This is a genomic window from Pseudoalteromonas sp. S558 (assembly GCF_005886635.1).
Classification (GTDB): Bacteria; Pseudomonadota; Gammaproteobacteria; order Enterobacterales; family Alteromonadaceae; genus Pseudoalteromonas; species Pseudoalteromonas aliena.
In genome coordinates, this window is record NZ_PNDU01000209.1 from 1 (window position 1) to 8,912 (window position 8,912).

An 8,912-nucleotide genomic window follows, 5' to 3' on the forward strand; every position below is an offset into this window, starting at 1 on the left:
ACCCTAGTTTGAACAAATTTTAATCCGCAAAGATCAACAGACCCTAAATTAATGATCTATTATAGCGACAATAAAATAGCTCAATAACAAGGCTAAAATTATGATACATAGTTGTTCTACATAAATAATTTTTAACGTAGTTAGTGAGTTATTTAATACGCTAAAGTGATCATGTTTTAATAAGATTGGTATAATTCGCACTATTAGGGTAGCGTTGTTATCGCGTCCTATTGCAAGCCCTGTATTTATAGGGCTTGCATTTAGCGCTTTGATGCAAACCAGTCCTCAATTTTCATAATATTTTATATTCCACTGTAAAACACCCCACTTTCAACTCAAAATACCTCTTTAACACATTGAAATATAATGACTTATATATATTTATTAAATATAAATTGCTGCGTTTAAAAAACCGATTATAATCCAGCTGCTTTTTGTTTAAAAAGCGCTAACTTTTTGGAGCGTTAAATGGGTGATTTAATCGGGATTAGTTTGTTGATCTTGATCAGTGCGTTGTTTGCTATGTCTGAAATAGCAATTGCAGCGTCGCGAAAAATAAAACTGCGAGTAATGGCAGATGAAGGTAACGTAAAGGCGGCTGCGGTATTAAAACTGCAAGAAAATCCAGGCGCTTTTTTTGCGATGATCCAAATAGCGCTCAATGCAATTGCTATATTAGGTGGCATTGTGGGCGAGCAGGCCTTATCGCCGTACGTTGAAAGTGTGTTGGTGTTATTTTACCAAGGTCCACACTTAGAGAAAATTAGCTTTTTATTCTCGTTTTTTACTATTACCTCACTATTTATTCTGTTTGCTGATTTAATGCCAAAGCGTTTAGCGATGATTATGCCAGAAGCGGTGGCTGTGAGAGTGGTTACAATAATGCGTTGGGTGACCTTTGCATTGACTCCTTTGGTGATGTTTTTTAACGGGGTCACTAATTTTGTATTGCGGTTGTTCAAAGTCCCTGCTGAGCGAGAAGATAATGTAACAACCGAAGACATTGTCGCTATGATGGATGCGGGTGCGGCGTACGGCAGTTTACAAAAACAAGAATATGAATTAATAGGTAATGTGTTTGACTTAGAAGCGCGGTTTTTATCGAGCGTAATGACTCCTCGCGACCAAATTGTTTATTTTGATTTGAAAGAATCTAGCCATGATATTGCAACTAAAATTATTGATCATCCTCATAATCACTTTTTAGTGGTGTCAGGGAACTTAGATAAGTTGCATGGCTCAGTTGAATCAAAAGATATTTTACGACAAGTCCTTAAAGGTGAAGCGGCTAATATCAATGATGAGCTGATTGATACAGATGTTTTTTACTTGCCCGAAACACTGAGTTTGTCTGAGGCGCTAAATGCCTTTAAAAGTGCAGCTAAACCGTTTGCCGTTGTTGTTAATGAATATGCTTTATCGGTAGGCATCGTTACTGTAAAGGATTTAATGAAAGGCTTTATGGGGGATTTGATCACCCACCAAGGTGACGAATTGATAATAGCGCGCGATAAAGACTCTTGGTTAGTAGATGGTTTAACACCAATCACAGATTTAGCAAAAGTATTAGATATAGAAGAATTTCCTGAACAAATGCACTACGAAACGGTTGCTGGTTTCTTAATTTACACCATGAAGCGCATTCCCAAACGCGCTGAGCATTTAACCTATGCCGGTTTTAAATTTGAAGTTGTTGACGTTGAAGGGATAAGGGTAGAGCAGTTACTTGTATCAAGAGTCATATCCTCAGCCGCAATAACTCAATAAACTTGATGTAATTGCGATACTCGTTATTTATAAGCCAAGCCACGCTTGGCTTTTTTTATGTCGGTAATATCAATTGGCATAAGCTTTGAACAAATTAAATAGCCTGAGTTCAGGTTAGTTAAAATTTTACCTTGTTATTAACATGATTTTCTTACCTCAAAATAGTCCACTACATCCCATGTTATTTGACCAACCCCACGGTTCCATAACAAATAATTTCCTTCCAAATCTTATTACAAATCCGGAAAAATAATAAATGTAAATTTGTGTAAAAAGTGATTGATTAACATATATTAATAGTTGAATTTAATTTAGAATGATCGTTCACTCTAAATTAAAGGTATTTACCATGCAGCGTTCCCGCATTGCTTTATTTGTATTATCGGTTCTTGCCGGTTCTGTTATTTTAACTGGTTGCGATCAGGCGGTAGAGCAGTCACAAGCTTCAGCACCTCAAGCTGTCCCTGTGGGCGTAGTGACCCTTAAAAGCCAATCACTTACTTTAAAAAAAGAACTGCCTGGACGTATTAGCGCTTTTCAAATTGCTGAAATTCGTCCCCAAGTAAGTGGTATTGTGCAATCGCGTTTATTTGTCGAAGGTAGGCAAGTTGAGCAAGGTCAAGCGCTTTATCAAATTAACCCTGCCACATTTGAAGCTGATTTAGCGGCCAGTGAAGCCGCCGTTGCACGTGCACAGGCAAGTATTGCAAGCAGTAAATCTAAAGCATCACGCTATAGTGAACTTTTAAAAATAAAAGCGGTAAGTCAGCAAGATTTTGATGAAGCAGATGCCACATACAAACAAGCAAATGCCGAATTACTAACGGCAAAGGCCCAATTGAAATCAGCGCAAATAAACCTTGATTACAGCCATGTGTCGTCACCTATTAGTGGCCAAATTAGCAAATCAAGCGTAACGGTTGGTGCGTTAGTTAGCGCTAACCAAACAATGGCTTTAGCCACTGTGACACAATTAGACCCGATTTATGTTGATTTAACACAATCGAGTAACGAGTTAACGCAACTTAAAAAAGCGATCGCTTCAGGCGCTTTAAGTGTTGATTCTACGAGCCAAGCAGACGTTGAACTAATGATGGAAGATGGTTCAGTGTATTCTCATAAAGGCACTTTACAGTTCTCAGAAGTCACTGTTGATCCAAGCACTGGCTCGGTAACGTTACGCGCTAAATTCCCCAATCCAGAAAAGTTATTACTACCTGGCATGTATGCACGTGCATCAATTATCGAAGGTGTTAAAGCGGATGCTATTTTAGTGCCGCAACGTGGTGTTAGTCGTAATTCTAAGGGGGAACCAACAGTAATGGTTGCTAGCAAAGAGGGGATTGCTGAAAGTAGAGTATTAAAAATAGATCGCTCAGTTGGCGCTAGTTGGTTAGTAACTGCGGGATTAAGCGAAGGCGACCAGTTAATTGTTGAAGGGCTGCAAAAGATTCGTCCAGGTGTTCCTGTTAATCCTTCAGAAGTTCAATCGTCTGGTACCGCCGGTAAAGCGCAATAACGGAGAATTTCAATGTCACGATTTTTTATCGATAGACCAATATTTGCTTGGGTACTTGCTATTGTAGTGATGCTCGCAGGTATCTTAGCTATTAATAGTTTACCTATTGCGCAGTATCCATCTATTGCACCACCGGCTATTAGCATAACAGCAAATTACCCAGGTGCATCTGCGCAAACTCTTGAAGACTCTGTTACACAAGTAATAGAGCAAAAAATGAAAGGATTAGATGGCTTGCTATATATGTCATCTACATCAGAGTCCAGCGGTTCAGCTTCGCTAACCCTGACGTTTAGTGCGGGCACTGATCCAGATATTGCGCAGGTTCAAGTACAAAATAAATTGGCGACAGCAACCCCTCTTTTACCTGAAGAAGTACAAAGGCAAGGTGTGGTTGTGGCAAAATCTGCAGACAGCTTCCTGCTTGTCGTTGGATTTGTGTCGCAAGATGGCAGCATGAATAATATTGACATTGGTGATTATGTTTCATCAAATGTGCAAGACATAGTATCGCGTGTCAATGGTGTGGGTGAAGCGCAATTATTTGGTTCACAATATGCTATGCGAATTTGGCTAGACCCTGCCAAGTTACAAAACTTTAAACTTACGCCAGCAGATATTAGCGCGGCAATTAGCGCGCAGAATGCTCAAGTATCGGCCGGTCAATTAGGGGGTATGCCTGCGGTTTCTGGGCAACAGCTTAATGCAACGGTGACGGCGCAAAGTCGATTACAAACGGCCGAACAGTTTGAACAAATATCAGTTAAAACTAACAGCGATGGCTCAGTTGTTCGCCTTGAAGATGTAGCAAGAGTTGAGCTTGGTGGAGAAAACTACGGTGTTATAGCACGTTTTAATGGTAAACCTGCATCAGGCCTAGGTGTAAAACTAGCCAGTGGTGCAAATGCCCTTGATACCGCTCAAGGTGTTAAAGATGCACTTAAAGAGTTAGAGCCCTTTTTTCCAGAAGGTTTACAAACAGTGATCCCCTACGATACAACACCGTTTGTATCGCTATCGATAGAAAAAGTAATACATACGCTAATTGAAGCCGTTGTGTTGGTTTTCGTCGTGATGTATTTGTTCTTACAAAACTTTAGAGCAACGCTCATTCCTACCATTGCGGTGCCTGTGGTTTTACTTGGTACATTTGGTATTTTATACGCATTTGGGTATTCCATTAACACATTAACGATGTTTGCGATGGTGCTTGCTATTGGTTTATTGGTAGATGATGCGATTGTTGTTGTTGAAAACGTTGAACGACTCATGACGGAAGAGAAGCTCTCAGCGCTTGAAGCCACGCGTAAATCAATGGATGAGATAAAAGGCGCTTTAGTCGGTATTGCTATGGTGCTTTCAGCCGTATTTATACCAATGGCATTTTTTAGTGGCTCGACGGGTGTTATTTATCGTCAGTTTTCTATTACGCTTGTATCGGCTATGGGGTTATCGGTTTTAGTCGCGCTTATTTTAACGCCTGCTTTATGTGCAACGCTTTTAAAGCCGAGTCACGTTCATAACGATAGTTCTTTTATTGGTAAGTTTTTCTCTGGATTTAACCGTGGATTTGATAAAACAAACGCCGGTACACAAAACTTTGTGAGCCGTATGCTTACGCATTCTAAGCGTTACTTACTTATTTATGGCGTAATTGTTGGCGGTATGGTGTATGTGTTTTCAAGCTTGCCTACGGCATTTTTACCAGATGAAGACCAAGGTATTTTGTTTAACCAAGTCATGCTGCCAGCAGGTTCAACAACAGGGCAAACACTTGAAGTTGTAAAAAAAGTAGAAAATCATTACCTAAACGATCAAGCTGAAGCTGTGAATGGTATTTTTAGCGTTATTGGCTTTAGCTTTGCGGGATCTGGACAAAACTCAGCACTTGGCTTTGTTAATTTAAAACATTGGGATGAACGCCAACGTGACGACTTATCGGTCAACGCAGTTGCAGGAAAATCAATGGGTTACTTCTCTACAATAAAAGAAGCCTTTGTATTTGCATTTCCACCGCCTGCGATTGTTGAGCTTGGTACCGCTAACGGATTTAATTTGTTTTTACAAGACCGTGTGGGCCTTGGTCATGAAGGCTTACTGGCCGCTCGTAACCAATTATTAGGGTTGGCTAGCCAAAGTCCTATTTTGGCAGGTGTTCGTCCAAACGGACAAGAAGACATGCCAGAGCTACAGTTAGATATAGACTTGGCAAAAGCGCAAGCACTTGGTTTATCGCAAGGTGATATAAACAGTACGCTTTCTACCGCGTGGGGAAGTAGTTATGTAAATGACTTTATTGACCGTGGGCGCGTTAAAAAAGTATACCTACAAGGTGAAGCTGAAGCACGCATGGTCCCTGAGGATTTGAATAAGTGGTATGTACGTAATAACAACGGTGACATGGTCCCATTTTCAGCTTTTGCGAGTTCATATTGGTCTTATGGTTCACCGCGACTAGAGCGTTACAATGGTTTTTCTGCTATGGAAATCCAAGGGAGTGCGGCGCCAGGTTACAGTACCGGTCAAGCAATGGATGAGATGGAGCGTTTAGTGAAAAAGCTACCAAATGGCTTTGCATCTGAGTGGTCAGGTATTTCTTTTCAAGAGCGCTCAAGTGGCGGGCAAGCGCCGATGTTATATGGTATTTCCCTATTGTTTGTATTTTTATGCTTGGCAGCTTTATACGAAAGCTGGTCTGTACCATTTGCAGTAATGCTTATCGTGCCACTGGGTATATTTGGGGCAATTATGGCGGCGTTAATGGGTGGATTATCCAATGATATTTACCTACAAGTTGGTTTATTAACCACCATAGGGTTGGCGTCCAAAAATGCAATATTAATTGTTGAGTTTGCAATTCATCAGATGGACGAAGGGCTTGGTTTGGTTGACGCTGCAATTGCTGCTGTACGCCTTCGTTTGCGTCCAATTTTAATGACCTCAATGGCCTTTATTTGTGGTGTTATACCGCTTGCCATTGCATCTAGCGCTGGCTCTGGTGCACAAAATGCATTGGGTATTTCAATTATTGGTGGCACGCTTGCCTCATCAATTTTGGTTGTGGTATTTGTGCCGTTGTTTTTTGTATTAGTTCGCCGTGTATTTCCCCGCAAAGCAGACGGCGTTGCGAAGGAAAGTGCAGAATGAGATTAAAAAACGTCAATCTTAAAACATTGAGTTTAAGTGCAATTACAGTCGTTATCTTAAATGGTTGTCAGCTCGCACCCGAACAAGCAAAGTTAGTGTTACCAGTACCCGATGCATATGCATCGGATACTGGGCAAGCAACAGTGACTTCTTTAAAGTGGCAACAGTTTTTTAGCGATGAAAAATTACAAACACTAATAGCGCAAAGTATTAAGCATAATAAAGATATGCAAATAGCCGTACTTAATGTGCAGCGCGTGCGTGGTTTATATCAAATTGAAGACTCTGCACTGTACCCTTCACTGGATTTTAATGGCGCAGGGACTCGCCAGCGTTTGCCTGCTGACTTATCGAGTGGAAATAACCCGACAATTAGCTCTCAATATAGCACAACGGTAGGAATTACATCGTACGAGTTGGATATTTGGGGAAAAGTGCGTAATCAATCAGCGCAAGCATTGCAAAATTTATACTCAACTGAGCTTAGTCAATACAGTACACAAGTGTCGCTGGTGGCTGAACTTGCTAATGCATGGCTAAATTACGCCACGGATCAACAGTTGTTAGCACTTGCCCAAGAAACGCTAAGTTCTCAGCAGGAGTCACTGTCACTGACCCAAAAAAGCTTTGATTTGGGTGCAGCTTCAAAAATTACCCTTGAGCAACTAAGAAGTACAGTCGCGACTGCAAAAGTAGATATTGCAACATACAAACGTTTATTGAAACGCGATAAAAATGCACTGGATTTACTTGTAGGCAAACCTGTAGCGAATAACTTACTGCCAAGTGAATCATTACATTCACTTTTAAGTTTACCATCAGTACCCGTTGGATTACCGTCCGACTTATTAACGCAGCGCCCTGATATTAAAGCTGCTGAGCATCTGTTATTAGCTGCAAATGCGAATATAGGGATTGCTAAGGCTGCTTTTTATCCGAGTATTAGTTTAACGGCCAATGCAGGCAGTGCGTCTAGTGAATTGAGTGGTTTATTTGATTCAGGCTCAGGAACATGGAGTTTTGTACCATCGGTGAGCTTACCAATTTTTAATATGGGCCGAAATCAGGCTCGATTAGATGTGGCAAAAGCGGATCAAGAAATTGCATTGGCTACCTACCAGCAAAAAATTCAACAGGCTTTTCGTGAAGTAGCAGATGCATTAGCTGATACAGAAGGTTATCAAGAGCAGTTAACAGCGCTTGATATGTTACTACAAAGCCGCCAATCAACGTTTGATTTGTCGCAAGCGCGCTACGACAACGGTGCGGACAGTTACTTGCAAGTACTTGATGCACAAAGAACCTGGTACAGCGCGCAGCAACAGCACATTGTGGGACAGCAAGCATTACTTGCAAGTCAAATCAGCTTGTACAAAGTTGTAGGTGGTGGTTGGAACCAGCACCTTAATTAGTCAAGCGCTGTAATATAAATAGTTGCACTTAAGCTCATGTGCAGCTGTTTAATTGCGTATAAGATTTAAATAGGTGTTTATATTTTTCAGTTAACTATGTTCATATTGCGCACTTAACTGTTTGTTAAAATATCTATTGTCGGATCAGTCGATTCGGTATTGGAGTTTCGTATGAAAACTAAAAGACACACAGATCCAGCACTCGCAGAGGCGCGCCGTCAGCAAGTACTGACTGCTGCGGCCGATTGTTTTCGCCGTAAGGGGTTTCATGCTGCAGGCATGGCTGAAATATCAAGAATGGCGGGAATGAGTGCAGGCCATATATATAATTACTTTGAAAGCAAAGAAGCGATCATAGAAAGCATTATTGAAAAAGATATGGAAGAAATGTTTTCAATATTTGAGGGTTTTGAAGGACAGCCGCAAGACACACTAACAGTACTACTTAATGGTTTAAATATAGGTGTGCAAAGGCATATGGATACTGATACAGGTGCCTGTGCGGTTGAGTTGGAAATGCTTGCAGAAGCGGGGCGAAACAACAAAGTAGCTACTTTATTACGTGATGCTGACACTCAGGCACGTAATAAAATGCGCCAGCTACTGACAAGTGAACGCAGTGCAATTAAAGATATTGATGAAGTGGAGTTAGAAAGCCGCATTAATGTTATTTTTTCTGTTATGGCGGGGTTATTACTGAGAAAAGTACTTTATCCCGAATTAACAGAAGAAACCGTTTTAATCGCACTTCGCCCAGCAATGAAAACATTGCTAATGCCATTTGAATCACATTAGTTTAAGGCCTGTTTATCTTTCGAAGTTAAATTTGCAGCAGACTATTTGGTAGTTATACCAATTGCATTAAATTAGAGAACTATTATAGCGATAAGAAAATAGCGCAATAACAAGGCTAAAACTATGATATATAGTTGTTCTCTATAAATAATTTTTAACGTAGTTAGTGAGTTATTTAATACGCTAGAATGATCATGTTTTTAAAAAAATTGGTTTTAGTCAAGCATTTAACTATTTATCTTGATACGTCTACAAAATAACCTCACTCATTT

At 40.4% G+C, this 8,912-nt stretch carries 5 protein-coding genes; all 5 read left to right on the forward strand.

From position 1 onward, the window contains the following. Positions 1-468: 468 nt before the first annotated feature. The 5 genes from paeA to CWB66_RS14470 all read left to right on the forward strand — a co-directional run bounded on the left by paeA (position 469) and on the right by CWB66_RS14470 (position 8,640). Complete coding sequence (gene paeA / locus CWB66_RS14450) at positions 469-1,767, forward strand: polyamine export protein PaeA (protein WP_138585919.1); 1,299 nt, start codon at positions 469-471, stop codon at positions 1,765-1,767. Positions 1,768-2,116: 349 nt separating this feature from the next. Then, positions 2,117-3,286: an efflux RND transporter periplasmic adaptor subunit gene (locus CWB66_RS14455; RefSeq protein WP_138585920.1), complete on the forward strand. Its 1,170-nt coding sequence runs from the start codon at positions 2,117-2,119 to the stop codon at positions 3,284-3,286. A gap of 12 nt (positions 3,287-3,298) precedes the next feature. Then, complete coding sequence (locus CWB66_RS14460; protein ID WP_138585921.1) at positions 3,299-6,433, forward strand: efflux RND transporter permease subunit; 3,135 nt, start codon at positions 3,299-3,301, stop codon at positions 6,431-6,433. Continuing rightward, positions 6,430-7,845, forward strand: coding sequence for an efflux transporter outer membrane subunit (locus tag CWB66_RS14465; protein WP_138585922.1), 1,416 nt, complete (start codon positions 6,430-6,432; stop codon positions 7,843-7,845). Before CWB66_RS14460 ends, CWB66_RS14465 begins: the two co-directional genes overlap by 4 nt. 171 nt (positions 7,846-8,016) lie before the next feature. Then, a complete protein-coding gene (locus tag CWB66_RS14470; RefSeq protein ID WP_138585923.1) occupies positions 8,017-8,640 on the forward strand; it encodes a TetR/AcrR family transcriptional regulator in 624 nt (207 codons plus the stop codon). The last annotated feature ends 272 nt before the right edge of the window (positions 8,641-8,912 follow it).

Bases quoted from the DNA above. Each gene is read 5' to 3' on its own strand.
- paeA (WP_138585919.1), top strand. From the start codon at position 469: ATGGGTGATTTAATCGGGATTAGTTTGTTGATCTTGATCAGTGCGTTG.
- CWB66_RS14455 (WP_138585920.1), top strand. From the start codon at position 2,117: ATGCAGCGTTCCCGCATTGCTTTATTTGTATTATCGGTTCTTGCCGGT.
- CWB66_RS14460 (WP_138585921.1), top strand. From the start codon at position 3,299: ATGTCACGATTTTTTATCGATAGACCAATATTTGCTTGGGTACTTGCT.
- CWB66_RS14465 (WP_138585922.1), top strand. From the start codon at position 6,430: ATGAGATTAAAAAACGTCAATCTTAAAACATTGAGTTTAAGTGCAATT.
- CWB66_RS14470 (WP_138585923.1), top strand. From the start codon at position 8,017: ATGAAAACTAAAAGACACACAGATCCAGCACTCGCAGAGGCGCGCCGT.